We start from the raw sequence: 23,615 nt of genomic DNA on the forward strand, positions 1-23,615 counted from the left end.
TTTACTTTTTTAATAAGAGTTGTTCAACTAAATGTTCTGTTTTTTCTGTGTATTGTACATACGCTTTTCCTGTAGCCGGACCGCTGAATCCGGTGTAAATACTTTTTACTTCATGATTGCGGTCGAGTATAATAGTAGTTGGAAACGCGCTGATGTTGTTGAAGAAAGGCAAACTCTCCGCGGCTTTTGCTTTTCCTGTTAAACCTGTAATCAACACATCATAATCAACCATAAAGCGTTTTTTCAGACGTAAAACATTTTTCTTGGCTTTTTCAAAATCGTCGGTGCGTTCATAGGCTAAAGCAATAATTTCCAAACCGGAGTTTTGATATTTATGGTACACTTTCGATAAGTAAGCCGTTTCATCCATGCAATTCGGACACCAGCTGCCCATCAACTGAATGATGATGACTTTGTTTTTATATTTTTCATCACTCAAACTTACTTTTTTGCCGTCTGTATCCGGAAAGGTGAAATAAATTTTTTCTCCCGGTGTTTTTAAAACAGTAATCGACTCCGGATTTTTTAATTTGAATTGTTCATTGCGTTTCGCGACAAAATTTTCGGTACCGCTATTGCTGTAAAATACTTTTCCTTCCAAATCATTTACTTTTCCTGTTTTGTTGGCTGCGGTCATGAAAAACAAAAAAGCATGGGAACCATCAAAGCAGGAGAGCGACATGTTTGAATTTTGCACGGCTCCTTCCAAATAGCGATAGTCGCCGGTTTCAGTTAAGAACGTGCCGGTTACTTTACTGCCACTTTGTTTAAATATACCAACCGCTTTATACGCATCAGAAGTGCCAGCGTTAAACGTGACTTCATAGCGACCGGTAAAATCCACTTTAGGTTTGGCAGTGGTTACAAATCGTGTAGCGTTGTTATACACCGCTTCAAACTGAAGTACATTCTTTGTTTTTTTGGTATGATTAATCCAAACACCGTTTAAAGAATCGTTTCGTAATGCTGTGCGGAACTCCGTATCAAACACCGGCATGTAAAAGTTAACAGAGTCGCCAAACACAGAAACTTCATCTACCACAATTTTTTCGTCGGCATTGAGCACTTCAATAACGGGAGCGTTGTTAATGTATTTTACATTAAAGTTGAAAGGAAGAATGATTTCGTTTTTTGTTTCACTTAATGTAAGTACACCGCGCCAAATGCCTTTTTTGAATGTTTGAGCATTTGAGCAAAATATGTAGAGCCAAAGGTATACTAAAAGTGCTTTACGCATTATGAAGGGGTATTGGTAATGTCTGTAGGAGGATTTTTATCATTCTCTTCTTTTTTCTCGCCCCTGTTCTTTATCCATTTCCAAATTCCTGCGGCGGCAGCGGCGATGCCGATAAATATAAGTTTAGAATATTTTAATAATAGTGCAAAGAAACCAACTTTAGCTAAAACCTTTCCGGCTACTAAACCTCCAACTGTCCAAGCTGCAACTTGATCAATTTCCGGATTAAAATCCTTATATCTATTACCTTCTGTGAATTCAACCGATGATAATAAATAATTGATGACAGGCTTTACTTCAGGTAAAGAGTGTATACTTCCTACGGCGTTCATCGATAATACACCTTTTCTTCCTAAAGCGCGTACATCGTAGTTCAAAGTATTAATGGTAGACTCTCCAAATTTTAATTCTTTAGCCCAATGTAGAACCTTGCGCTCCTTATCATAAAACGGAGCAGAGGCCCAACCAATTAATTCAATGCGTTCGTATCCGTTTTTTTCTCTTTCAGCACTATTCTCCAACGTTTCTTTTTTCATTGTCTCTAATAACTCGGCATAATCCATGTCTTCCGCATCATCATCTTCTACAAAACCCATTTCATCAAAGCTAATTGTAAAGGCCCATGAGTTTGAATCAAGCGGCGTGTATTTTTCCGGGAATAACATACCAATTATACCATCAGCGTTTGGATTACCCCATAAATCAACTAATACAGTTTTAGATTGCTTTGCATCTAAAAACTTTAATCCTTTTGGTGTTTTGATTTTCGCCATACCACCGTCCAATAAAATTTCACCGGTTTGGTAAGTAAAACTTTTATTAATGGAATCATAATAGTTTTGCGTAGCCTGCATAAGAAGTGCTAAGGAGTCCTCCTTAATTTCCTGTGCGAAGCTTGCCAAGCTAAAAAATGCTATTAGTAAGGTGTAGGTTATTTTTTTCATATAGTAAATATAGATTATTTAGGCAAAGAACAAAAAATATTTATGCCATTTAGTAATAAAAACTACATCACAATGTTTACAATCTTCTTCGGAACAATAATCACTTTCTTCGGTTGTTTACCCTCTAAGTATTTGTGTGTTTGTTCGGCTTCCATCACCAGCTTTTCAATTTCCTGTACACTTAAATTAGCCGCTAATTCTAAATTGAAACGCATTTTACCATTGAAGGAAATCGGATAATTAAAATTGTCTTCTACTAAGTGCGCCTCATTAAATTCAGGGAAGGCCGCAAAAGCAATGCTTTCTTTGTGACCGAGTTTTTCCCATAACTCTTCAGCAATATGCGGCGCGTAAGGAGATATTAAAACCAATAATGGCTCTAGTATAGCACGCTTGTTGCATTTTAAATCGCTTAATTCATTCACACAGATCATGAAATTACTAACTGAAGTATTAAACGAAAAGCGTTCAATGTCTTCCGTAATTTTCTTGATGGTTTTGTGTAATGTTTTTAATTCCGGTTTTGTCGGCGCATCTTCACTCACCACAAAACTTCCTGTTTGGTAGAACAAGCGCCATAATTTTTTTAAGAATCCCGATACGCCGGTAATGCCATTTGTGTTCCAAGGTTTACTTTGTTCCAGTGGACCTAAAAACATTTCGTATAAACGCAAAGTGTCCGCACCAAATTTTTCGCAAATCGCGTCAGGGCTTACAACATTGTACTTGGATTTAGACATCTTTTCAACCTCCGTACCACAAACGTAATTTCCTTCCTGATTTACTAGTAGAAGGACATTGGCAGTTTCAGGTTTCCATTCATTAAAGCTTTTTTGATCTAATACATCATTATTGACAATGTTGACATCAACATGAAGACTAGTAATTTTAAAATCTTTTTTTATGTCAAGCGTAATATTGAATTCTTCTTTTATTAACTTTTCTACTTGCTCAAACTCTTGACAAGCTCCGTTTTTTCTTATAGCATCTAATATGTCCTTTGATACAAATACGCTCTTGGGAAGTTTTTTACCTCCTGTATAATCATCAAGTTCTAGGCGATAAACAAAGTTACTCCTCCCTTGTATCATCCCCTGATTAATCAATTTCTTTGCAGGTTCATCCACCGCAATAAATCCTCTGTCAAATAAAAATTTAGTCCAGAAACGCACGTACAATAAATGTCCTGTAGCGTGTTCACTGCCGCCAATATATAAATCTACATTTTGCCAGTAGTCGGTTAATTTTTTATCGGCAAATGCTTTATCATTCTTCGCGTCCATATAACGCAAAAAATACCAGGAGCTTCCTGCCCATCCCGGCATGGTGGTCCATTCGTAATCGTATTGTCCTTTGTATTTCCAGTCTTTCGCACGAGCTAATGGCGGCTCACCGTCTTCCGTCGGTAAAAACTTATCGACTTCCGGTAATACCAATGGCAATTCATTCTCCGGCATCACATGCGGAATGCCATCTTTATAATAAACAGGAATAGGTTCTCCCCAATAACGCTGACGGCCAAACACAGCATCGCGTAAACGGTAATTGGTTTTTCCTTTTCCTAAATTTCTTTTTTCAATTTCTTCTATGGCTTTTTTAATGGCTGCTTTTACTTCGAGTCCGTTTAAGAAATCGGAGTTAATGCATTTTCCTTCTTTAGCGTCATAAGATTGTTCCTGAACATCCGGTCCTTCTACCACTTGTAAAATCGGTAAGCCAAAATGTTTAGCGAAGCGGTGATCGCGCTCATCATGTCCCGGTACTGCCATTACTGCGCCTGTTCCGTAACCTGCCAACACATAATCGCCCACCCAAATCTGTACTTTTTTTCCTGTGAACGGATGAATAACATAAGCTCCGGTAAATACGCCACTCACTTTAGTAACATCCGCCTGGCGTTCGCGCTCACTTCTGTTTTTCGCTTTGGTAACGTAGTCCAGCACTGCGGCTTTTTGTTCCGCTGTTGTAATTGTATCTACATATTCATGTTCCGGTGCTATGGTGACAAAGCTCACACCGAAAATGGTATCCGGACGGGTGGTGAACACTTCCAGGTGTAAGTCAGAATTTTCAATTTGAAATTTCAAACTTGTTCCTTCGCTTCTGCCAATCCAATAACGTTGCGATTCTTTTAAACTTTCTGTCCAGTCGATGGTATCTAATCCATCTAGTAAACGCTGAGCATAAGCGGTAATGCGCATGCTCCATTGTTTCATTAATTTTCTTTCTACCGGATGTCCGCCGCGCTCACTCACACCATCTTTCACTTCATCATTTGCTAACACTGTTCCTAAAGCGGGACACCAGTTCACATACGCTTCGCCTAAGTAGGTTAATCGGTATTGCATTAAAGTATCTGACTTTTCTTTTTCACTGTACGATTTCCATTCGGAAGCTGTAAATGCTTTTGTATTTTCATCACAAGGCGCATTCACGTTGGCGTTTCCGTTTTTTTCAAACTCAGCAATAAGCGTATCAATGCTTTCAGCTTTATTGCTATTGTTATTGTACCAGCTATTGAAAAGTTGAATAAAAATCCACTGTGTCCATTTGTAATACGAAGGATCTGAGGTTCTCACTTCGCGATCCCAGTCAAATGAAAAACCGATTTTATCTAATTGTTCACGATAACGCGCAATATTCTGCTCTGTAGTTACCGCAGGATGTTGTCCGGTTTGAATGGCGTATTGCTCTGCAGGCAAACCAAAACTATCATAACCCATTGGATGCAGCACATTAAATCCTTTGTGACGTTTGTAACGCGCCATGATATCGGAAGCAATATAGCCAAGGGGATGCCCCACATGTAAACCCGCACCCGAAGGATAAGGAAACATGTCGAGTACATAATATTTTGGTTTGGTAGAAGTATTATCTGCTTTAAATGGTTTGGTGTCTTTCCAAATCTTTTGCCATTTATTTTCTATGTCCTTAAAATTGTATTCCATGTAATCGTAAAAAGTGCTGTTTTATAGAGTATACAAAGATAGCTTTTTAGAGGGAATGACAAGGGGGGGAAATGAAGAAAAACGCTCTGTTATTTCCTTGTTATTTGAGTTAAAACCCCTCTGTCGCTGCGCGACATCTCCCCTTGGCAGGGGAGAATTCTTTCGTGCTAGGTTCAAACTTTTCTAGTATCAATTTTCCTTAATGGCAGTTTCTGCTCAATCAAAAACGGACAGCCTCTCCCCCTGCTAAGGGGGAGTCCGCGAAGCGGGAGGGGGTTATACAGAAAATCTATACTTCGCGATTTTGTTGCCGTGTTCAATATCATCACCAATGTAGCTCATGCCTGTTTTTTCTAAAACTTTACGGGAAGCAATATTCTCAATGGCGGCGCGACCTACAATTGTCTTTAATCCTAATTTCTGAATGCCGTAATTGAAGCAAGCGAGTGCAGATTCGGTGGCATAGGCTTTTCCCCAGTGAGACTCAAAGAAGCGATAGCCTAAATCAATTTCATCTACTTCAAGTATGTGTTTGAGTCCGCACCAACCAATAAACTCATGGTTGGATTTTAAATGCACAGCCCATCTTCCGAGCTTGTTTTTATATTGAGGAAGTATAACGTCCAAAATAATTTTTTGTGCTTCTGCTAAGTTGACGGGTCCGTCACCGGTATAGCGTGTAACATTGGGATTACTGTTTAAATCCACTAATAATTGCGCGTCTTCAGGAGTAAATTCACGTAAGTATAGCCTTTCTGTTTCAAGAACGATTTTCATTTATAACAGCTTAAAATCATCGGCATCTAAGCCTACAGGAAATACTTTTCTGAATTCAGAGAGGTAATTGTAATCTAAGGTTACCGTTTCGATGCTTTCTTCATTGGCTTTGGTTTTGCTGATGATTTCACCGCGTGGATTAATCACCATGCTGTCGCCGCTGTGTGCGATATTATTACCATCCGCGCCAATACGGTTAACACCAATCACAAAACATTGATTTTCGATAGCGCGCGCAATAAGTAATTGCTTCCATGGATAAGAGCGGACCTCAGGCCAATTGGCCACGTAGATTAAAACATCATAAGCCGCGGTATAAGAACCGTTATTTTTTGTGAAAGTATTTCTGCTCCATACAGGGAAACGCAAATCGTAGCAAACAAGCGGACAAATATTAAATTCTCCAATGGTTTGAATGATTTTATTTTCTCCTGCCGAGTAATGTTTGTCTTCACCTGCCATTCGGAATAAATGACGTTTGTTGTAAAAGCTGAATGTGCCGTTAGGCTGAACCCAAAATAAACGATTAAAATAATTCCCCTTCTCTTCAACAGCGACACTTCCTGTTATAACAGCGTTTTTTTCTTGCGCCTTTTGTTGCAACCAGGCGAGTGTTGGTCCGGATGCAGGTTCGGAAAGTTTTGAGGGATTCATAGTAAATCCGGTGGTAAACATTTCGGGCAATACAATCAAATCCGTTTTTTCTTTCACTGAAAGAAGTAGATTATCGAAGTGCGCGAGGTTTTTTTCGCGGTCTTCCCAAAAAAGTGAGGTTTGAATGAGTGTTACCTGCATAAAACAAATGTAAGAAATTGTATTATATTCTTACCTTTACAACATGCCACAAATTTCGGTTGTTATCATAACTTTTAACGAAGAAAAAAACATTGCCCGTTGTCTGGATTCGGTGAAAGAGGTGGCGGATGAAATTGTGGTGCTTGATTCATTCAGTACTGATAAAACCAAGGAAATCTGTGAAAGTAAAGGCGTGAGTTTTTATCAGCATAAATTTGATGGGCACATCCAGCAAAAAAACAGAGCCATCACCTATGCAAAATTCCCGCATGTTTTATCCCTAGATGCGGATGAAGCCTTGGATGATACGCTTAAAAAATCCATTCTCGAGGTAAAAAATAACTGGAGCAAGGATGGTTATTATATGAACCGCTTAACAAATTATTGCGGACATTGGGTAAAACATTGTAATTGGTATCCGGATAAAAAATTGCGATTGTGGGATAGCCGTAAAGGTGCGTGGACCGGAATAAATCCGCATGATAAATATGAAATGAAAGACGGTGATAAGAATACCGGCCATTTAAAAGGCGATATTTTACATTACAGTTATTATAGCGTAGAAGATCACTATAAACAAGTAGAGTATTTCACCACCATTGCGTCTAAAGCATTTTTCGAAGCGGGAAAGAAAGCGCCAATTTATAAATTACTGGTGAATCCCATCGCGAAATTTATCGATCATTATATTTTGCATTTAGGATTTTTGGACGGAAAGGCCGGGTATTTAATTTCAAAAATTTCGGCATACGCCACGTATTTAAAATATAAAAAATTAAGAGAATTATACCGTGCAAAAGCTGCCTGATAATTTTTCACTCATAATAAGTCGTACCGACAGTATTGGTGATGTGGTACTCACACTGCCAATGGCCGGCTACATTAAAAAGTATTTTCCTCATTGTAAAATTATTTTCTTAGGAAGAAACTACACGCGCGATGTAGTAGCATTATCGCAGTTTGTGGATGAGTTTGTAAGTTGGGATGATGTGGAAGCAAGAAAAAATTTAAAGGCCGATTGCATCATTCATGTTTTCCCGGTAAAGGAAATAGCACAACAAGCTAAGCAAAATGGAATTAAATTGCGGGTTGGTACTACCAACCGTTTATACCATTGGATGACGTGCAATAAATTAATTTCATTATCGAGAAAAAATTCTCTCTTACACGAGTCGCAACTTAATTTACAACTATTGAAATTTTTAGGAATTCCAATCGAATTAAAGTTGGAGGCTGTAAAAGATTATTACGGTTTTACAAAAGTCTTAGCTTTGGATGAAGAGTGGAAAAACCTGATTGATTCAACCAAAATGAATGTGATTCTGCATCCTAATTCGAAAGGAAGCGCAAGAGAGTGGGGCCTGGAAAATTTTTCAACTTTAATCGATGCTTTAGATAAAAATAAATTTAAAATTTTCATCAGCGGAACGAAAGAAGAGGGGCAATTAGTTAAACCACTCTTAGAAAAACATAAAGACATAATAGATTTAACCGGTCAATTAAGTTTAAAGCAATTTATCAGCTTCATCAATCATGCCGATGCTTTGGTGGCCGCAAGTACAGGTCCGTTACACATTGCCTCTGCATTAGGGAAAAAAGCAATAGGTTTATTTGCACCAATGCGACCTATACATCCCGGAAGATGGATGCCTGTTGGCGAAAAAGCGAGTTATTTAGTATTGAATAAAGAATGCAGTGATTGCCGTAAGAACAACGATTGTCATTGTATACGTGAAATAAAAGCAAAACAAGTTGTAGATTTACTTAATAAATAAAATCGTCATTGCGAGCGATAGCGAAGCAATCCTGATAATAGATTGCTTCAGTCGGGCGCAGCCCTCTTTCGCAATGACGGAAAAACAAAAATGAGTGTATTTAAAGATAAAGTGATTTGGATAACCGGTGCTTCCTCCGGTATTGGAGAGGCTTTGGCTTTGGAGTTCGCCAAGCGTGAAGCGCGACTTATTCTTTCCGCGCGCCGTGAAGATGAATTAAAGCGCGTGGCAAAAGAAACCAAACTGCCGGATTTAGACATCATGGTTTTGCCGTTTGACTTGAAGGATACTTCCAATGCATCTGCCTTAGCTGCGCAAATCATGAATAAATTCGGACGTATCGATATTTTAATTAATAATGGCGGATACAGTCAACGTTCAGAAGCCATTGTTACCGATGAAAAAACAGAACGCGAATTAATGGAAGTTAATTATTTCGCGCACGTGAATATTACAAAGGCTGTATTGCCTTATATGAAGCGACAAAAAAACGGCCACATTGTTGTGATAAGCAGTATTGCCGGGAAGTTCGGATTTTATTTGCGCTCTTCTTATTCAGCCGCCAAACATGCTTTACACGGTTATTTTGAAAGTTTACGCTTAGAGACTGAAAAGCTCGGGATAAAAACCTTGATGGTTTGTCCGGGTAAAGTTAAGACGAATGTTTCTTTGAATGCGGTAAGTGATGGCGGCAAACAACACGGACAAATGGACGAGAGTCATGAGAATGCCATGAGTGCGGAAACATGTGCTCAACAAATCATTAAAGGCATCATCAATCAAGACGAAGAAATTTTAATTGGCGGTAAGGAATTATTGGCTGTTAAAATTAAACGTTTCTTCCCTAAATGGTTTGGAAAAATTATTCGTAAGCAAAGTCCGTATTGATTTCCCGCAGATAGCTTGGATTTTCACAGATACTTCAGTTATACATTTCTTATTTCTTGTTTAGTGTTATTGATTAAAAGTCTCCGTGATCCCGTTTCTCTGTGGTGAGTTTCACGCAGAGGTTCAAAGCCGCAGAGGGTCGTTTGCTAATCATTATTCATTTCTTGTTTAGTGTTAAGTATTCACGCCTACCTAATCTTATTTCCTGTCAGGAGTTTCCCGCAGATAGCGCGAATTTTCGCAGATACTTTAGTTATACATTTCTTATTTCTTGTTTAGTGTTATTCATTGAAAGTCTCCGTGATCTCTGTTTTTCTGTGGTGAGTTTCACGCAGAGGCGCAAAGCCGCAGGGGTCTTTAGTTAATCATTATACATTTCTTGTTTAGTGTTATTCATTAAAAGTCTCCGTGTTTTCTGTGCTTAAGGATTGAGTTTCCGGTTAAAATCCTATTCTTAATTTTCTATTTTGTGTAAGAAAGCCTTACCCTCTCTTAACACCAAACTATGCGTTTAATCATATTTTTAAGAATGAAATTAAATTTACTTTGAATATTCATTAAAGAAGCGCAAATGTCACATACATTTCATATACCTGTCATGGGATTATGCTACACGGTAGATACACCACTTAAGGTAGCCAAGTTTGGAATAAACTCAGTAGTATCGATTATTGAGGATACCTTAATTGAAAAAATGCGGGGATACCACTCTAAAAAAAACAACATCGATTATGTCCCAATCACGAATAATGATGATGATTATAGGGCAAAACGTATTACCGGATATTTAAATCTGATGAACAAGTTAATTAAATCTGAATTCGAAAAAATAATGGAGGAAGATATATTAACAAGTAAAGCAATTAAAGAAATAGTAGATGTGTTTCCTGATGATTCCGAAATTAAAAAGCTTTACATGCAAATAAGGGAAAACAAGGATGAATTTGATAATCTTGAGCTGCAGGCAAAATTTATAGCTTTACTAAATCCTGGAAGTATTGATGTTAATATCATGACTAAATGCGATAATTTTACGTATGATAAAGAAGGGCAAAGACTACCTGAATATTATTCAGATGCGCACAGTGCATTACGTGGATATGCGCACAGCGATTTGGAATCATCTGTTGTATTTTCAGCCGGATTAAACCCAAAATTATATAGTTATTGCGCTACTTTTGAAGATTTCTTACCTGATAAAAAGGGAAAAATTAAAAAGAAAATTATAGTTAAAGTCAGTGACTACAGATCGGCATATATTCAGGGGAAGTTCTTAGCAAAAAAAGGATTAATTGTTAGTGAGTTTAGAATAGAGTCTGGATTAAATTGCGGGGGGCATTCTTTTATATCGGATGGAGTCTTATTAGGTCCGGTTTTGGAAGAATTTAAATTGAAGCGCGAGACCCTAAGAGCAGAATTAATTGCGATGTGTAATGATTACTTGAAACAAAATGGTAAGAAGGCGGTGAGCGATAATTACAAAATTAAATTATCTGTTCAGGGCGGCGTAGGCACTTCTCAAGAACATAATTTTTTAATAAAATATTATGGCGTAGATTCAGTTGGATGGGGCAGTCCGTTTTTATTAGTACCGGAGGTCACTTTAGTCGATGATAACACTAGAGAATTATTATCAAACTCTAGAGAGGAAGACTATTACTTAAGTAATGCTTCGCCTTTGGGAGTGAAATTTAATAATTTCAAACTTAGTACATCTGTTGCTACTATTAAGGAGAGGATATCAAAAAACCGCCCCGGAAGTCCTTGTGTAAAAAAGTATTTAGCGTTTAATACTGAATTTACTGAAAAACCAATATGTGTTGCCTCACGCGAGTATCAGTCGAAGAAAATCGAATCTCTGAAATCGATGAATCTTAAACCTGAGGAATTTGAAAGAGAATTTAATAAAGTAGTTGAGAAGGAGTGTCTTTGTGAGGGATTATCGGTTGGCGGACTTATTACATATGGAATTGAGGATAGGAAACGGCCGCAAGGAGTTGCTGTTTGTCCGGGGCCTAATTTAGCCTACTTTAAGGGAACCTTTACGCTTAAGCAGATGATTGATCATATTTATGGTAGAACATCGCTTTTAGAAAAGGTTTCTCGACCGAATATGTTTATTAACGAAATCGCTCTTAATATTAAATATCTCAAGAACATGAGAATTGAAGATATCGGGACGAAAGATTTAGTGCAAAGATTTACAGCATATAAACTTACATTGCTGACCAATATTCAGTATTACAAGGAAATGGTTTGGGAATACATTAACAAGCCCTCCTTATTGCCAACTAATTTCTTAATTGATTTATACGATAAAGAGCGCGAACTTTTGGCTTATAATTAAAATTTGTTCATCCATTGGCAAATTAGAGAATACAAATCTGCCTGTAATGAAAGTCCTTTATCTTTCGCATACCAAAAATGAAGTTGTTTTACAAATTCATCATGCGAAATAGTTGGATTTTGTGACTTAAGTGATTTAACCATTGAAGTAATTTCAGTTGGTCGTGGCCCCCAATTACCAATTTCGCTATTTGTTAGAGAATTTGTACAAATGAGTTTGGGGATAGATTTAGAGCCATTCGTAGAGTATTGATTTATCAATTCATCATTTTCATCTCTCAAAATTATTTTCAAGTTGATGCCTTCGTTAAGCTCCGAAATTTTATGAATAATAGGAAGACACTGTGCGCTATCGCCACACCAAGCTTCCGAGATAACAAGCCAATCCCAATTAATCGACTTATTATTCGTTAATAGTTTTATAAGCTTTTCCTCAAGGTTGATTTGCTTGTAGATGCGGGTCATTCGGTGAGCATTCAGTTTCGTTGCATCAATCCTGTTTGCCGATTGCTCGTCTCCGGTTGTTGTATGATTAGCAGAACACTGTTGAGTTAGTTGATAGTATTCGTCATACGAATAGAATCGGGTGTTTGTTTTAAGTTTCAACATGATATGCAAAGTAATAACGCAAACAAATAAATAAATATGATGAAAAGCATAAAATTATCGCACTTTGTGTATTGGTGAGGTAAATGATATGTCATATTTAAATATGATTATAATCATAAAACAAGCTATGCCTTCCTTGTAGCTTTGTATAAAAATCAAGCTATGGAAACTATAGATATTATTGATGTTACAGTTATTGAACCAAAACTTAAGCACCCAACCATTTTTAACAAATTCGACGACCTAGAGGGCGGTCAAAGTCTGATAATCTACAACGATCATGATCCCAAGCCGTTGTATTATCAATTACTTGGCGAAAGAGGCAATATTTTCAAATGGGAATATTTAGAGGAAGGACCTGATTACTGGAGGGTTAAAATCTCAAAATTTAATCCTAACGACAAAGAAGCTACAATTGGCGAGATGGTAAAGAATGATTACAGAAAGGCTGAAATATTTAAAAAATACGGAATTGATTTTTGTTGTGGAGGAAAAAAAACTGTCTCAAAGAGCTGTCAGGAAAAGGGCGTTGATGTCGTTGAACTTGAGAAGGAATTAAAAGCCTTAGATAATAACACACAAACGCTTCCGTCGCAAGATTTTGATAGTTGGGAATTGGACTTTTTAGCAGATTACATATTAAATACACATCATCGGTATATAATTCAGGCTAACCCTGTTATTTTTGAGTACACTCAAAAAGTACAGCGAGTACATGGTGAGCGAAATCCGGAGTTGGTAGAAATTGCAAGTTTGTTTATGGATTTAATGAACGAACTTAATTGTCATATGATGAAGGAGGAAAATATTTTATTTCCATATATTAAGAATCTTGCAATATCCAAAAGACAAGGTAAGGAAGTTGCGGCAGCAGGATTTGGCACTGTTGCAAATCCAATCTCAATGATGGAATTGGAACACGATGCAGCGGGTGAAATAGTAGAGAAGCTCAGAAATCTTACCAATAATTATGCGCCGCCTTCAAACGCCTGCAACACCTATAGGGTTTCATTCGCGAAGTTAAAGGAATATCAGGATGATTTATTTCAACATATTCATTTAGAAAACAACATTCTGTTTCCGAAGGCAATTGCATTGGAAAAAGAATTGCTCAAGGCATAGTTTAACCGGTATAAGTGTTTCAAGCCAAAATTTTTTACAATTGGAAGCGATGGTAATTACTGAAAACACCAAAATAAGCGAATTAATTAAGGCAAACGAAAAAGCAATTGATGCGATTGCATCAATAAATAAGCATTTCGAAAAACTGAGAAATCCCATTTTGCGAAAAATATTGGCTTCGCGTGTTACCATAGCTGATGCGGCAAAAATCGGAAATTCAAGTGTAGATGTTTTTTTTCAAAAACTAGCCCAATTGGGATTTACAGTAAATACGAACGAAAAAACCGAGACGCCTGAAAGGCAGATAGATCGTCGTCTTTGGCAACAAATGGAAAGTAAAACTGTAATGGAAATGGATGTGCGGTCGCAAATCGCCTCTAATCTCGATCCATTTAATGATATTTACAATTCTGTAAATAAACTTCAAGCAAATCAAGTTTTTAAACTTATTAATTCGTTTGAGCCTATTCCCCTGATTAAATTACTCCGACAAAAGGGATACATCTGCGAAGTAAAGAAGCAGAACGATGTTATTGTTACTTTGATAATGAAAACTGATGCGGTTCAAAGTACTATAGAATCTGCTACTACTCATGAAGACATGGATTTTGATAAAACTGCCGCGCGCTATCGAAATTGCACCATTACAATTGATGTTCGTGAAATGGAAATGCCAAAACCGATGATAAGTATTTTGGAAGAGTGTAGCAAATTGCAATCAGGCCGGGCTCTTTACGTAAAGCATAAGCGTGTTCCGCAATTTTTGTTTCCGGAGTTGGCAGCATTAAATTTTCAGTGGAAGCTAAAGAAGATGGACGAAGACAATGTACATTTAATTATTTACAAGAATGATTAACGGAACAAAAAATGCTCCACCTGCAAATATTGTTATTCCTCATTTTATTGCGGGAGCATTTTCATTTCTTGTGTTATGTTTATTGATGGCCCTTTCACCGGAGTCTTTTCGGTTACACTATTTCAATCCTAATTTACTTGCCATAACACATCTCGCTGTTTTAGGATGGGCAAGTAATGTTATTTTAGGAGCCCTGTATCAATTATTGCCTGTACTAACACAATCACCATTGTACAGCATTAAATTATCACGACTCTCTTTTTTCCTATTTAATTTAGGAGTTGTAATACTAGTGTATAGTTTTTATAATTTTCGAGTGGGTGTAATTATGCTTGTGGCTGCTGCTCTTTTGATAACTGCAGTGATTTTGGTTTTTACAAATGTGTATTTAACAATAAAAAAGAGCGATAGTAAGGAAATCGTTCTTGATTTTATTTCAACGGCTATATTTTGGTTATTTGTTACAGCAGTCATAGGCGCATTTATGGCAGTAAATTTTGTTTATCCTTTTATCAGAACTGAGCATTTAACGTTATTAAAAGTTCATGCAAACATTGGGATAGCAGGATGGTTTATCTTATTAATATTTGGTGTAGCTTCAAAGTTGTTGCCTATGTTTTTATTATCGCATAGGGTTTCTGATAATAAATTAAAGCTTAGTTATTTTTTTATAAATAGTTCTCTGGTTATGTTTTTAACGGATGTTTTAGTATTCTGTACATTACAAAGAAGCGTTATTTATTTTAGCATAGCTGCACTTGGTATTATTAGTTTTTTAACCTATGTATATGAAATTTATAAAATAAGAGTGAGAAGGATGCCGGATATAGGCATGAAACAATCTCTTATTGCAGTTGTATTTATACTAATTCCTCTTTTAATGGGATTTATAATCAACAGCAATTTATTTAAAGGAGAGTTAGTAAACATAAAATTCAGCATGGCATATCTAACAGCAACAATCTTTGGCGTAATATCATTACTTATTCTTGGTCAAACCTATAAAATACTCCCTTTTATTGTATGGCTGGATAAGTACGGAAGTGTGGCAGGAAAAAGTAAAGTGCCATTGCCAAAAGATTTATATTCCGAATCGGTGGCAAAATTACATTTTGCACTCTTTGTGTTGGCCTTTCCATTGTTTTTAACCGGAATACTTTTTGAATACACTTTCATTTTACAATTAGCGAACATACTTCTGGTTATAGTCGCACTTTTGTATATGTACAATGTATTAAAAATTTGTTATCCTTCGGCTTCTAATACTTTAACGAGCATAAGTTATGGACGAACATAATCAGGCTAACGAAACCGAGTTAAATATTTTATCCTTATTAAAAGGAGTAATAGATCCTGAATTAGGGATTAATATAATAGATCTTGGTCTGATTTATGAGATTAGTTTTTCTCAAATCAATGGCATTAAAATTCTGCTAACCCTCTCCAGTAAAGGTTGTCCGATGGGAGATGTAATTATTAAGATGATAGAGGAAGTTTTAGAGACTCACTATCCTCAACACAAAAGACAAGTAGAGCTAACTTGGGAACCTGCATGGACTACGGACAGAATTACAGAGCAAGGAAGGCACGAGCTAAATATGCTTTAATGAATATATAATAATTAAAACCTTGAAACAATGAAATTGATGAATCACCTCTTAACTTTTCTGGTAATAATATTTACTTTTATTTCATGTAGCAGAGAGGGACCGAAAGAAACGAAAGCAGCAACAACCGACGCTGTTGAAGTTGATTATAATTATTATGGTGATCCGATAACCGCCGAAGGAGCTATTGATGCCAAGCAATTGACCACTCAGTTAGCCGGAAAGGATTCTGTATTTGTTAAGGTAACAGGAACTATTGAGGAAGTTTGTCAAAAGAAGGGTTGCTGGATGAACATTAACTTAGGTAATGAACAAAGCATGAAAGTACGTTTTAAAGATTATGCTTTTTTTGTGCCAAAAGATGCGGCGGGACAAACTGTAATTATAGAGGGTTTTGCTTATAATGATATTGTTTCGGTTGCAGAATTGAAACATTATGCTGAAGATGCAGGAAAATCAAAGGAAGAAATAGCAAACATTACAAAACCGGAAGTTAGTATTTCATTTGAAGCAAATGGTGTTATCATTAAAAAATAAATTGGTTATTGGGGCATTGATTTTTGTTGGCTTGTTACTTTTAAATTGCAGTAGAGAAAAGGAAACAAAAATCGAGACGGCCGAGAAAACGGATTCAATTTCTTGTGCGAAACCACCGATAAACCCAAATGGTGATAGCGAACTCGCTTTACTTATGCGCGCCATGCGCGACTCCACAAAAAGTTTTAAGGAAATGATAATGGCCGGGAAAGTTCCAGCCAAATTTCCTGATGTGTTTTTAAAGATTCATTCTGCTGCACCAACTGATTCAGAGACAAAAAAACCTTCGTTCGATGGTTTTGCAACAGCTTATCTGAATTCACTAACTCAGTTATCAAAATCAAAAACATCGGATGCAAAGCTTAATTACAATGCAGTTGTTCAGGCCTGTGAGAATTGTCATTCGGAACACTGTCCGGGTCCTATCAGTACAATCCGCAAATTGAAATTGGAGTAAAATTTATTTAGTTTTTGTGAGATGATTTCGTGATAAATATCACATCATTATGTTTTATTAGGAATAACGCGGAATACCCAGTAATTTTACTATGAAATTTTAATAAGCTTTATGTCATTAAGTTTTATAATAGCGGCCTTTGTTTTATTTTTTGTAATAGCCGCGTTATATTCTTCTATAGGGCATGCCGGTGCTTCAGGGTATCTGGCAATTATGGCATTACTGTCATTTGCATCTGAGAGTATTAAGCCAACATCATTAGTTCTAAATATAATTGTAGCAGCCATCGCCTCTTATCGTTTTATTTCGCAAGGATATTTTGATAAAAGAATATTCTTGGCTTTCGTAGTATTTTCAGTTCCGGCTTCTTTTGTTGGTGGATTAATCATCCTGCCCGCGTTTTATTTTAAAATGTTTGCCGGAATATTTTTAATTGTTTCGGCCTTTTTTTTACTGATCAAAAAGCAAAAGACCAATGAAGAAACGAAAGAGGTAAAGAACTTGTGGTTGATGAGCGCGATTTTTGGAACTATCATTGGTTTTGTTTCCGGAATAATTGGAGTGGGTGGCGGCATTTTTTTAACACCGCTTATTTTAATGTTTGGCTGGACGCGTGTTAAAAATGTTTCAGGCATTTCTGCATTATTTATTTTGCTGAATTCTATATCAGGTTTGTTAGGGCATTTATCCTCGATTCAAAAAGTAGATACAAATATTTTTTACTGGGTAGGAGCTGTTATTGGTGGTGGTTTTTTAGGTTCCTATTTAGGAAGTAAAAAATTCAACAACCGAGTTATTATTTATTGTCTGTTTATTGTGTTACTCTCTGCTGGATTAAAATTTATTTTTGTGGATACTTTGAAATAGAAATTAATTTTCTGTTTTGTCTTTTTTTCGAAAACATAAAGTTTGTGCAATTCCAAGCCATAACAGATCGCTATGCTCAAAGCTATCTGTGCTATTTTTCTGAGTATATTGATATACATAAGTGAGATTAATCAAGAGATTGTCAGTCGGCTTGTAGCCAAATCCTGCAATGGCACGGTTTTGATCGTAATTGTAAATAACAGTGTTGCCGAAGTTCAGAAAGAGTTCATCTCCTGCAATTATATATAGAGTTTTGGCAGACATGTTGGTGTGATTAAGAGGTATTGTTAAATAAAATCGGTAGCGAAGTCTGAAATTGAAGAAGTCTGTTTTTGTTGGTAAAGAATAATAATAGCGCTCTTCTAAACGAAGCCGATGTGAAGTATAACACCTGTTGAAATTTTGTTTCATCAAAATCTCCTGATAACCACGCCACTCCTCCCTTACTATTTTGTCGTTATTATATTGCGAGAAGTAAGCGCCGCCTAAGGCTGTAGAAAGAACTTTGTTGATCTGATATTGTATTGCTATTCTGGCAAGTGTTGCCGCTTTCTCAGAAATTGCCTTTCTCATTCGTATGCCAGCATCAAATGGGACACTCCATTTAGTGTTTAATTGTAATTGTCCATAATATTGCAGCCAGTATTGGTCGGAGTAGGTTTTTTTTTCTTGCGAAACTAGTGTAAATGAAATAGAGATACCAATCAGGATACTGATGAGTGAGAGAGAAAGAGATTTATTTGAAATAATTTTCACGCTGTGTTTAAATGTGAAGAACGATTGGCAGAAGAAGACACAATGAATTCACTATGCTTTTGGCCGGAAAACTTGTATTACTGCTTCATTAGCCGTTATGTAAGGACCGTTAAGTAAATCGATACAATAAGGAATGGCCGGAAAAACAGCATCTAAACATTCTTTAATTGATTTTGGCTTTCCGGGGAGATTAACAATTAAACTGTTTCCTCTTATGCCAGCAGTTTGGCGTGATAATATAGCTGTTGGCACATATTGTAAGCTTACTTGTCGCATTAGTTCACCAAAGCCGGGCATCATTTTTTCGCATATTTTTTCTGTAGCCTCGGGCGTTACATCGCGTAACGCAGGGCCTGTGCCTCCTGTTGTTACAATTAAACAACACTTTTCTATGTCTACAAGCTCAATGAGTGTTTGTTCAATGAGTGTTTGCTCGTCGGGAATTAGTTTATAAACGGGGAACCATTCATCTTTAATATAGCTTCGCAATGTTTCCTGGATAGCTTTACCGGAAAGATCTTCATACACACCGGCACTGGCCCGGTCTGAAACGGTAACTATTCCTATTTTAATCATTTTCATATTAGAGTGTATCGTATTTGGAAGGGTCTTGGGTTTTATCCATCATTAATACATAAATGTGTGCCGGATTAATCACGTATATATCCATTCCGAAATTAATTATTTTATCATCTTGTAATTTTTTCAGGTCATTATGGTGTTTGTTATTATTCTCAAACACAAAAAAATGTTTATCGCCAAAATAGTCGAGTATTTTGCTTACTACCATTACGGGCGTGTCTTTAAATGTGTCTAAATGTTTGCTAAGTTCTGAGTAGGGGAAGCCGTATTCCTCTGCAAATATTTTATTTAGCATTTCATCGTCTTCAAAAAAGTGATCAAGGGATTTTACTTCCCAAATGGCCATATTTTCAAACATCTTATAATTCTTATCGTAATCTGTGATTGTCATTGTTTTAATTTTAGTTTATTAATTCTCCATTTTCTTTGTGTGTTTTTATATGGCCCGAAATAATATCGTTTAAAAATACGCCTTCACTTTTTAAATTACCATTATCGTAATAATCATAAAAAGGGCCGTTAAGTTTATCATTTTCATAATTTCTTTCTGTAATAATTATACCGTTTTTATTGTACATTTTCCATTTTCCATTTCTTTTACCGTGTTTAAATACACCCTCCATTTGTTTAGTTCCGTTTTCGTAATACCAAATCCATCTACCCTCATTGAATCCGTTTTCTCTGCGTCCTTCGTGTTTTATTTGTCCGTTATTATATTGGTCGTTATTCGGTGTATTTAGATATTTAAATATTATGTATGTGAAAACAATACTCAAAACAAATAGTCGATGGTATTTTAGTATGGGTTTGTATTTTCTCCAATTAATTCCCATTATTTTTAAGCTTCAGCATTTTGAAACCATGAAGTACGTAAGGAAAAAGTGCATCCATAGTTTCTTTTACACCATTTGTTGAGCCGGGAATGGCAAGAACAAGTGTTTCGCCAATCGTTCCTGCAAAACCTCTTGAAAACATAGCATAAGGCGTCCTGTTTTGGCCGTAATTGCGAGCCGTTTCCATGATGCCCGGAATTTCAACATCAATTAAACTTTTTATTGTTTCCGGAGTTTTATCTGTTTTTGTTAATCCCGTTCCACCACTGATGATAAGTAAATCAACTTTTGAAGAAAGTTCCTTTACTTTTGAAGTTAATATTTTAGGATTATCCGGTATGATTTCATACGATGTATTATCTAAGTTGTTTTTGTTAAGCGTAGAAAGAATTATTTGTCCGCCAGTGTCTTCCTTCTTTTTATTATAAATTGAATCAGAAACAATTAATACAGCAGATTTTAATCCTTTACCTGTATCTTTTCTGAAGTCTGATTTACCGCCTTCTTTCTCGAGTAATTTTATTTTTTCAATTGTAATATCTTTGTCAATTGGCTTTAGCATATCGTACATTGTCATAGCCACAACAGAGGCCCCGTACATGGCTTCAACTTCAACTCCTGTTTTGTAAATGGTTGCTACTTCCACATGGATTATGATTTGCGTGCCATTGACCGTATGTGATATTTTTGTGTATTCAACCGGTAGAGGATGGCAATCGGGTATGACATCACTGGTTTTCTTAACGGCCAGCAAACCTGCGGCTTTTGACATTTCAAAAACATCGCCTTTGGGTACTTTTTTATTTAAGATTGCTTCAATTGTTTCCAGTTTTGAAACAGACAAGAATGCTTCTGCAATGGCTCTGCGTTCTGTATTCGATTTCGATAAAATGTTTACCATATTATTTATTTATTTTCCAAGTATGAGTGTTGTCTTCAAATATTTCTTGTCCCCAAACGGGTAATTCTTTTTTTAATCGTTCAACGATGTATTCGCAAGCTTTAAAGCTTTCTTTTCTATGACCGCATACAACCATTACCAGTAAACAAATTTCTCCTTTGGATACTTCGCCTAGGCTATGTAAAACATGAACGAAATTTGTGTTAAATTCATTGTATGCGTCATTAAGAATACCGGTCATCACCTGTTTAGCCATTTCCACATTAGCTGTGTAATGAATGGCTCGTACTGTTTTGTTTTCAATAACATCATTTCTTACTTGGCCCATAAAAACTGAATAGGCGCCCGAATCAGGAAACTGTGTGCCTTGTTGTAGTACTTGAGTTGTTTTAGAAACAGAAATATTACCGTCTAATAACTCAAAGCAATTTGTATGAGTTGGTTTCATGTTAAATAAGTTTTATCAGTTCTTCAATGCCGTTTTTGTACGAATAGATTTGTAAATCGATCAGTTGTTCTTTTGCTAATTGGGCTGCTTTTTTACTTCTGACCCCGGATTTACAAACAAAAAGAATACTGGTATATTTTTTCAATTCATCCATTCTCTCATTCAAAATGGATAAAGGAATGTTAATTATTTTATGGGAGCTGATAATGGGCAATTCGTTTTTTTCGCGAACATCAATTATTGTATAGCTATTTTTTGTTATTTGTTGTAATTCGGATATGTCTATAACTAATTTGTTTGAAGTGGAGCAAGGAATATCGTAAGTCTTATTAAGAATATACTCCTCAGAAACCTTAGTTGTTGAATTTAAAGCTGCAAACTTAAAGAAACTTGTTTTTAAAGTAATAGCATTCAGAAGTAGTAATTGATTTGTCAAACAATTTGTTTTATCAGTAAAGTACTTTAAAACTTCATTGGCTTGCATTACGCCCATTATGCCGGGTAATGTGGCAATTACTCCGGCAGTGTTACAATCTAGCGACTGAGCATTTTTATCACTTTCAGGAAATATATCGGAGTAGGAAGCGCTGCGCGTGTTATCGCCTAAAAGCAAATTAAATGTTCCGAGTTGAGCCTCGGTTTGATAAAGTGAGGCCGATACAACAGTTAAGTTGTTAAGCAAGCAAACGTCATTAATGAGATAGCGTGTTCCAAAATTGTCGCTACAATCTACAATGAGGTTATATTTAGGAAATAGGTTTAATGCTAAAGTAGCAGACAAAAATTGATTTTGAAATGTAATGTCAATAAAGGGATTAATAAACTGTAGTTTGCCGGCCGCAACTTCTGCTTTATATTTACCTACATCATTGGTTGTAAAAAGTAACTGGCGCTGCAAATTAGACTCACTTACAATATCACCATCCAGAATATGTATCTTTCCAATACCTGCCGCAGCCATATACTGTAAAGCCGGACAACCTAATCCTCCTGCACCAATTAATAATACTTTAGCTTGTTTTAGACGTAACTGTCCCTCTAAACCAATTGCTTTTGTTTTTAATTGGCGGTCATATCTTAATATTTCATCGTTTGTGAGCATGGTTATCCTCCTGAAAAGGGCGGCATAACAGAAACAGAATCGCCGTTTTTAAGTGGTGTATTTTGATGGATAAAAATATTGTTGTTAGCGAGTAGAAGATTGTACTTAGCAAATTCAGGAAATTGTGATGTAAGCGCATTCTTCAACTCATTAGTGTTGTTAACATTTTCAAATATTAAATTTGAATTTCCTGCCAACTCTGCTAAGACACCAAATAAAGTAACATTAACTTTTCCCATTAAATGCTTTTCTATTTCAATTAATTCTGTTTTTGTATTAATATTTTTTAATGAGTCAGGTGTTATACCATCAACATTACTGACATCGATGTAGTGAACGTTTAGGTGTTGTAATGCACTAATTACACTTAATTTATCTTCTTCGATAAGTGATTTAAGGGTTTCAGTAATCTTTTTATTATAGATACCACAAAGCGGCTCGATGTTATTATTGTGTATTAATACGCTTGCATCTGAGCTATAATCGGCGTGTGAAATTAAGTAGTTAATTACCGCATTGTTCAATAAAGGTATATCACAACTAACAAAAAGATTATTTTGAGAGGAGGAGTGTTTTAATCCTGTATATATACCCGCTAAAGGGCCTTTATTTTTAATAAGGTCTTCAAGAATAGGGTACCCAAGGTAATTATAATTCGATGTATTACTTATAATAGTAATAGAGTCGGAGTGCGATTGAATGGCCTCGATAATTCTAACAACAAAAGGTTTACCCAAATGTAATACCAAACCTTTATCGGTGCCCATACGTGTACTTTTGCCACCGGCAAGAACAAACGCATGAAGAGTATTTGGTTTTTTTGGCATCGTTATAGGCGCAGGTGAATAACGCTATGTATATTTATAATGTTTTACTCTGAGTTTTTAAAAACTCATTAAATTTAAGTTTAATCTCTTTATAAAGTTTAATTACTTTTTCTCCTTCCAACGTTAAAACGCTACCGCCGCCGCCTACGCCGCCTGATGCTTTGTGAACTAACGGCTTATTGTATTGTTTATTCATCGATTCTATTTGCTCCCAAGCTTGCCTATAACTCATTTTCATTTCTTTCGCGGCTTTATTAATTGAACCGTGAAGTTTAATTTTTTCAAGAAGCGCAATTCTACCTTCTCCTGCAAAAGTGCCTTTAGAGGTTTCAAGCCATATTCTTCCGTTGATATTCATTTTTAGTCAAAAATATTTTATTTGTATATAATATTCAATGATT

Annotated in this window: 26 protein-coding genes; 11 read left to right on the top strand and 15 right to left on the bottom strand. The window is 36.2% G+C overall.

Annotation, left to right across the window (positions count from 1 at the left end; genetic code table 11):
• Window position 1 precedes the first annotated feature (1 nt).
• The 5 genes from J0L69_02540 to J0L69_02560 form a co-directional block, all read right to left on the bottom strand.
• Window positions 2-1,237 (bottom strand): TlpA family protein disulfide reductase, encoded by a 1,236-nt coding sequence (locus J0L69_02540; protein ID MBN8692041.1) that lies wholly within the window; start codon window positions 1,235-1,237, stop codon window positions 2-4.
• Window positions 1,237-2,181: a DUF2167 domain-containing protein gene (locus J0L69_02545; protein ID MBN8692042.1), complete on the bottom strand. Its 945-nt coding sequence runs from the start codon at window positions 2,179-2,181 to the stop codon at window positions 1,237-1,239. Before J0L69_02545 ends, J0L69_02540 begins: the two co-directional genes overlap by 1 nt.
• 62 nt (window positions 2,182-2,243) lie before the next feature.
• Window positions 2,244-5,129, bottom strand: coding sequence for a leucine--tRNA ligase (locus J0L69_02550; GenBank protein ID MBN8692043.1), 2,886 nt, complete (start codon window positions 5,127-5,129; stop codon window positions 2,244-2,246).
• Between the two features lie 276 nt (window positions 5,130-5,405).
• Window positions 5,406-5,906 carry a GNAT family N-acetyltransferase gene (locus tag J0L69_02555; protein MBN8692044.1) on the bottom strand — a complete coding sequence of 167 codons (501 nt, stop codon included), beginning with the start codon at window positions 5,904-5,906 and terminating at the stop codon, window positions 5,406-5,408.
• Window positions 5,907-6,701: an amidohydrolase gene (locus J0L69_02560; protein MBN8692045.1), complete on the bottom strand. Its 795-nt coding sequence runs from the start codon at window positions 6,699-6,701 to the stop codon at window positions 5,907-5,909. It lies immediately after the preceding gene.
• Window positions 6,702-6,744: 43 nt separating this feature from the next.
• Between J0L69_02560 and J0L69_02565 the strand changes: the two genes are divergently transcribed.
• From J0L69_02565 to J0L69_02580, 4 genes are all read left to right on the top strand, one after another.
• Complete coding sequence (locus J0L69_02565; GenBank protein MBN8692046.1) at window positions 6,745-7,509, top strand: glycosyltransferase family 2 protein; 765 nt, start codon at window positions 6,745-6,747, stop codon at window positions 7,507-7,509.
• 61 nt (window positions 7,510-7,570) lie between these two features.
• Window positions 7,571-8,476, top strand: coding sequence for a glycosyltransferase family 9 protein (locus J0L69_02570; GenBank protein MBN8692047.1), 906 nt, complete (start codon window positions 7,571-7,573; stop codon window positions 8,474-8,476).
• A 90-nt stretch (window positions 8,477-8,566) separates the two neighbouring features.
• Window positions 8,567-9,364, top strand: coding sequence for an SDR family oxidoreductase (locus tag J0L69_02575; GenBank protein MBN8692048.1), 798 nt, complete (start codon window positions 8,567-8,569; stop codon window positions 9,362-9,364).
• A gap of 571 nt (window positions 9,365-9,935) precedes the next feature.
• Complete coding sequence (locus J0L69_02580) at window positions 9,936-11,711, top strand: hypothetical protein (protein ID MBN8692049.1); 1,776 nt, start codon at window positions 9,936-9,938, stop codon at window positions 11,709-11,711.
• Here the strand turns inward: J0L69_02580 and J0L69_02585 are convergent.
• The gene (locus J0L69_02585; protein ID MBN8692050.1) at window positions 11,708-12,319 is read right to left on the bottom strand and encodes a thioredoxin family protein; all 612 of its coding nucleotides are present in this window, start codon (window positions 12,317-12,319) and stop codon (window positions 11,708-11,710) included. The two genes, J0L69_02580 and J0L69_02585, sit on opposite strands and share 4 nt — an antisense overlap.
• A 162-nt stretch (window positions 12,320-12,481) precedes the next feature.
• On the opposite strand from J0L69_02585, the gene ric reads away from it, so the two are divergent.
• From ric to J0L69_02620, 7 genes are all read left to right on the top strand, one after another.
• Complete coding sequence (ric, locus tag J0L69_02590) at window positions 12,482-13,441, top strand: iron-sulfur cluster repair di-iron protein (GenBank protein ID MBN8692051.1); 960 nt, start codon at window positions 12,482-12,484, stop codon at window positions 13,439-13,441.
• A 40-nt stretch (window positions 13,442-13,481) separates the two neighbouring features.
• Window positions 13,482-14,297, top strand: a complete 816-nt coding sequence (locus tag J0L69_02595; protein MBN8692052.1) for a DUF2249 domain-containing protein — start codon at window positions 13,482-13,484, stop codon at window positions 14,295-14,297.
• A complete protein-coding gene (locus tag J0L69_02600) occupies window positions 14,290-15,594 on the top strand; it encodes a hypothetical protein (protein ID MBN8692053.1) in 1,305 nt (434 codons plus the stop codon). The genes J0L69_02595 and J0L69_02600 overlap by 8 nt, the downstream gene beginning before the upstream one ends.
• The gene (locus J0L69_02605; GenBank protein MBN8692054.1) at window positions 15,581-15,904 is read left to right on the top strand and encodes a metal-sulfur cluster assembly factor; all 324 of its coding nucleotides are present in this window, start codon (window positions 15,581-15,583) and stop codon (window positions 15,902-15,904) included. Before J0L69_02600 ends, J0L69_02605 begins: the two co-directional genes overlap by 14 nt.
• 39 nt (window positions 15,905-15,943) lie before the next feature.
• The gene (locus J0L69_02610) at window positions 15,944-16,441 is read left to right on the top strand and encodes a DUF4920 domain-containing protein (protein ID MBN8692055.1); all 498 of its coding nucleotides are present in this window, start codon (window positions 15,944-15,946) and stop codon (window positions 16,439-16,441) included.
• The gene (locus J0L69_02615; GenBank protein MBN8692056.1) at window positions 16,419-16,898 is read left to right on the top strand and encodes a hypothetical protein; all 480 of its coding nucleotides are present in this window, start codon (window positions 16,419-16,421) and stop codon (window positions 16,896-16,898) included. Before J0L69_02610 ends, J0L69_02615 begins: the two co-directional genes overlap by 23 nt.
• Window positions 16,899-17,009: 111 nt before the next feature.
• On the top strand, window positions 17,010-17,765 hold the full coding sequence (locus J0L69_02620; GenBank protein MBN8692057.1) for a sulfite exporter TauE/SafE family protein: 756 nt from the start codon (window positions 17,010-17,012) through the stop codon (window positions 17,763-17,765).
• 3 nt (window positions 17,766-17,768) lie between these two features.
• On the opposite strand, the gene J0L69_02625 is transcribed toward J0L69_02620, so the two are convergent.
• Genes J0L69_02625 through J0L69_02665 form a run of 9 tightly spaced genes read right to left on the bottom strand, consistent with a single transcriptional unit; the run spans window position 17,769 to window position 23,572 of the window.
• Entirely contained in the window at window positions 17,769-18,521 is a 753-nt protein-coding gene (locus J0L69_02625; protein MBN8692058.1) for a DUF2490 domain-containing protein, read from the bottom strand.
• Between the two features lie 51 nt (window positions 18,522-18,572).
• Window positions 18,573-19,103, bottom strand: coding sequence for a molybdopterin adenylyltransferase (gene mog / locus J0L69_02630; GenBank protein MBN8692059.1), 531 nt, complete (start codon window positions 19,101-19,103; stop codon window positions 18,573-18,575).
• 1 nt (window position 19,104) lies between these two features.
• A complete protein-coding gene (locus J0L69_02635; GenBank protein ID MBN8692060.1) occupies window positions 19,105-19,494 on the bottom strand; it encodes a hypothetical protein in 390 nt (129 codons plus the stop codon).
• A 10-nt stretch (window positions 19,495-19,504) separates the two neighbouring features.
• Window positions 19,505-19,879, bottom strand: a complete 375-nt coding sequence (locus J0L69_02640) for a hypothetical protein (protein MBN8692061.1) — start codon at window positions 19,877-19,879, stop codon at window positions 19,505-19,507.
• A 46-nt stretch (window positions 19,880-19,925) separates the two neighbouring features.
• The gene (gene moaCB / locus J0L69_02645; protein MBN8692062.1) at window positions 19,926-20,837 is read right to left on the bottom strand and encodes a bifunctional molybdenum cofactor biosynthesis protein MoaC/MoaB; all 912 of its coding nucleotides are present in this window, start codon (window positions 20,835-20,837) and stop codon (window positions 19,926-19,928) included.
• A 1-nt stretch (window position 20,838) separates the two neighbouring features.
• Window positions 20,839-21,285 carry a molybdenum cofactor biosynthesis protein MoaE gene (locus J0L69_02650; GenBank protein MBN8692063.1) on the bottom strand — a complete coding sequence of 149 codons (447 nt, stop codon included), beginning with the start codon at window positions 21,283-21,285 and terminating at the stop codon, window positions 20,839-20,841.
• 1 nt (window position 21,286) lies between these two features.
• Window positions 21,287-22,387, bottom strand: coding sequence for a HesA/MoeB/ThiF family protein (locus J0L69_02655; GenBank protein MBN8692064.1), 1,101 nt, complete (start codon window positions 22,385-22,387; stop codon window positions 21,287-21,289).
• Window positions 22,388-22,389: 2 nt separating this feature from the next.
• Entirely contained in the window at window positions 22,390-23,214 is an 825-nt protein-coding gene (locus J0L69_02660) for an NTP transferase domain-containing protein (protein ID MBN8692065.1), read from the bottom strand.
• Between the two features lie 34 nt (window positions 23,215-23,248).
• Window positions 23,249-23,572, bottom strand: a complete 324-nt coding sequence (locus tag J0L69_02665; GenBank protein ID MBN8692066.1) for a LysR family transcriptional regulator — start codon at window positions 23,570-23,572, stop codon at window positions 23,249-23,251.
• Window positions 23,573-23,615: the final 43 nt, after the last annotated feature.

The sequence above is a fragment of the Bacteroidota bacterium genome, from assembly GCA_017303905.1.
GTDB lineage: Bacteria > Bacteroidota > Bacteroidia > B-17B0 > Aurantibacillaceae > JAHEYG01.

Coding starts and splice junctions, on each gene's coding strand:
- J0L69_02650 (MBN8692063.1), bottom strand. CDS start 21,285: ATGAAACCAACTCATACAAATTGCTTTGAGTTATTAGACGGTAATATT.
- J0L69_02565 (MBN8692046.1), top strand. CDS start 6,745: ATGCCACAAATTTCGGTTGTTATCATAACTTTTAACGAAGAAAAAAAC.
- ric (MBN8692051.1), top strand. CDS start 12,482: ATGGAAACTATAGATATTATTGATGTTACAGTTATTGAACCAAAACTT.
- J0L69_02610 (MBN8692055.1), top strand. CDS start 15,944: ATGAATCACCTCTTAACTTTTCTGGTAATAATATTTACTTTTATTTCA.
- J0L69_02550 (MBN8692043.1), bottom strand. CDS start 5,129: ATGGAATACAATTTTAAGGACATAGAAAATAAATGGCAAAAGATTTGG.
- J0L69_02580 (MBN8692049.1), top strand. CDS start 9,936: ATGTCACATACATTTCATATACCTGTCATGGGATTATGCTACACGGTA.
- J0L69_02545 (MBN8692042.1), bottom strand. CDS start 2,181: ATGAAAAAAATAACCTACACCTTACTAATAGCATTTTTTAGCTTGGCA.
- J0L69_02615 (MBN8692056.1), top strand. CDS start 16,419: ATGGTGTTATCATTAAAAAATAAATTGGTTATTGGGGCATTGATTTTT.
- mog (MBN8692059.1), bottom strand. CDS start 19,103: ATGAAAATGATTAAAATAGGAATAGTTACCGTTTCAGACCGGGCCAGT.
- J0L69_02540 (MBN8692041.1), bottom strand. CDS start 1,237: ATGCGTAAAGCACTTTTAGTATACCTTTGGCTCTACATATTTTGCTCA.
- J0L69_02585 (MBN8692050.1), bottom strand. CDS start 12,319: ATGTTGAAACTTAAAACAAACACCCGATTCTATTCGTATGACGAATAC.
- J0L69_02665 (MBN8692066.1), bottom strand. CDS start 23,572: ATGAATATCAACGGAAGAATATGGCTTGAAACCTCTAAAGGCACTTTT.
- J0L69_02605 (MBN8692054.1), top strand. CDS start 15,581: ATGGACGAACATAATCAGGCTAACGAAACCGAGTTAAATATTTTATCC.
- J0L69_02560 (MBN8692045.1), bottom strand. CDS start 6,701: ATGCAGGTAACACTCATTCAAACCTCACTTTTTTGGGAAGACCGCGAA.
- J0L69_02555 (MBN8692044.1), bottom strand. CDS start 5,906: ATGAAAATCGTTCTTGAAACAGAAAGGCTATACTTACGTGAATTTACT.
- J0L69_02655 (MBN8692064.1), bottom strand. CDS start 22,387: ATGCTCACAAACGATGAAATATTAAGATATGACCGCCAATTAAAAACA.
- J0L69_02600 (MBN8692053.1), top strand. CDS start 14,290: ATGATTAACGGAACAAAAAATGCTCCACCTGCAAATATTGTTATTCCT.
- moaCB (MBN8692062.1), bottom strand. CDS start 20,837: ATGGTAAACATTTTATCGAAATCGAATACAGAACGCAGAGCCATTGCA.
- J0L69_02620 (MBN8692057.1), top strand. CDS start 17,010: ATGTCATTAAGTTTTATAATAGCGGCCTTTGTTTTATTTTTTGTAATA.
- J0L69_02570 (MBN8692047.1), top strand. CDS start 7,571: ATGGCCGGCTACATTAAAAAGTATTTTCCTCATTGTAAAATTATTTTC.
- J0L69_02575 (MBN8692048.1), top strand. CDS start 8,567: ATGAGTGTATTTAAAGATAAAGTGATTTGGATAACCGGTGCTTCCTCC.
- J0L69_02660 (MBN8692065.1), bottom strand. CDS start 23,214: ATGCCAAAAAAACCAAATACTCTTCATGCGTTTGTTCTTGCCGGTGGC.
- J0L69_02635 (MBN8692060.1), bottom strand. CDS start 19,494: ATGACAATCACAGATTACGATAAGAATTATAAGATGTTTGAAAATATG.